Origin of the sequence: Sphingobium sp. SA916 (genome assembly GCF_002894065.1) — a bacterium.
In the GTDB taxonomy this organism is placed as follows: domain Bacteria; phylum Pseudomonadota; class Alphaproteobacteria; order Sphingomonadales; family Sphingomonadaceae; genus Sphingobium; species Sphingobium fuliginis.
In genome coordinates, this window is record NZ_LXYF01000006.1 from 1 (window position 1) to 1,449 (window position 1,449).

The following is a 1,449-nucleotide window of genomic DNA, read 5'->3' on the forward strand; positions in this document are numbered from 1 at the left end:
CGGACATCGACAGCGACCGGATGGTGATCCAGGTCCACCATGGCAAGGGCGCCAAGGATCGTACGGTCATGCTCTCGACGCAGTTGCTCGGGATCCTGCGGACCTATTGGCGGCTCGCCCACCCGCAGGATTTTCTGTTCCCCGGACGCAGCGTCGATACGCCGATCACCACGACCTGTCTTCACGCCGCCTGCCGGTCAGCCACCAAGGCGGCAGGATTGACCAAGCGGGTCAGCGTCCACACGCTGAGGCACAGTTTTGCGACGCACCTGCTCGAGAGCGGAGTCGATATCCGGATCATCCAGGTTTTGCTCGGGCACAGCCATCTGTCGACGACGGCACGCTACACCCATGTCGCGACGACCACGATCGCCACGACGCAAAGTCCGCTCGACCGCCTCAGCCTGGATGTGGTGCCGCCCAGCTGAGGGCGTCGCCATGCGTCCAGCGTTGGAGGTGGCGGATATATTCCGCCGCCACGGCCCTGCTTACCGCCTGGCCCATGACGGGCATCTTGGCCGCGTCGAGCGTCGTGTCATGGCTGCGATCGAGCTGTGCCGGACCCCAGCGCTCGGCGGCCATGTCGAGGCTTGCGACAACTGCGGCCATAGCCGGGTCTCGTTTAACAGCTGTAGGAATCGCCATTGTCCAAAGTGCCAAGGGAGCGCGCGCGAACGATGGCTGGCGGCGCGCGAAGCCGATCTCCTGCCAGTGCCCTATTTCCACGTCGTATTCACGGTGCCGGCCGAGATCGCCGCGATCGCCTATCAGAACAAGGCCCAGGTCTACGCCATCCTGTTCGATACCGTCGCCGCGACGCTCAAGACCATCGGCGCCGATCCCAAGCATCTCGGCGGCGAGCTCGGCTTCATCGCCATTCTTCACAGCTGGGGGCAGACGCTCACGCACCATCCGCACATCCACTGCCTCATTCCAGGCGGTGCGCTGTCGACCGATGGCCAACGCTGGATCGCCTGTCGACCCCGCTTCTTCCTGCCGATCCCCGTGCTTTCGCGCCTGTTCCGCCGGCTGTTTCTTGAGCGGCTCCAGGCAGCGCACACGGCCAGGCATTTGCAGTTCTTCGGTACGCTGGAACATCTGAGCGACAGCCGGGCCTTTGCCGACGCGCTCAGGCCGCTGCGCAAGACCTCCTGGGTAGTCTACGCCAAGCCGCCCTTCGGTTCACCGGGGCATGTTCTCGCCTATCTGGGCCGCTACACCCATCGTGTTGCTATCGCTAATAGCCGCCTCGTCAGCATGATCGATGCCACCGTCACCTTCCGGTGGCGGGACTATCGCCATGACAATGCCCAAAAGTATATGGCCTTGGCCGCCGACGAGTTTATCCGCCGCTTCCTGCTCCACAGCCTGCCTGACGGTTTCCATCGCATCCGTCATTACGGCTTCCTCGCCAATGGCTGCCGCCGCGCCCGGCTGGCGACCATCCGT

General features: G+C 64.0%; 2 protein-coding genes. Both read left to right on the plus strand.

Annotated elements, in window-relative coordinates:
* Positions 1–428 (plus strand): tyrosine-type recombinase/integrase (locus tag A8G00_RS03305; protein WP_172451739.1); only part of this gene is annotated, 428 nt, incomplete at its 5' end.
* A 10-nt stretch (positions 429–438) separates the two neighbouring features.
* Positions 439–1,449 (plus strand): IS91 family transposase (locus tag A8G00_RS03310; RefSeq protein WP_102999994.1); only part of this gene is annotated, 1,011 nt, incomplete at its 3' end.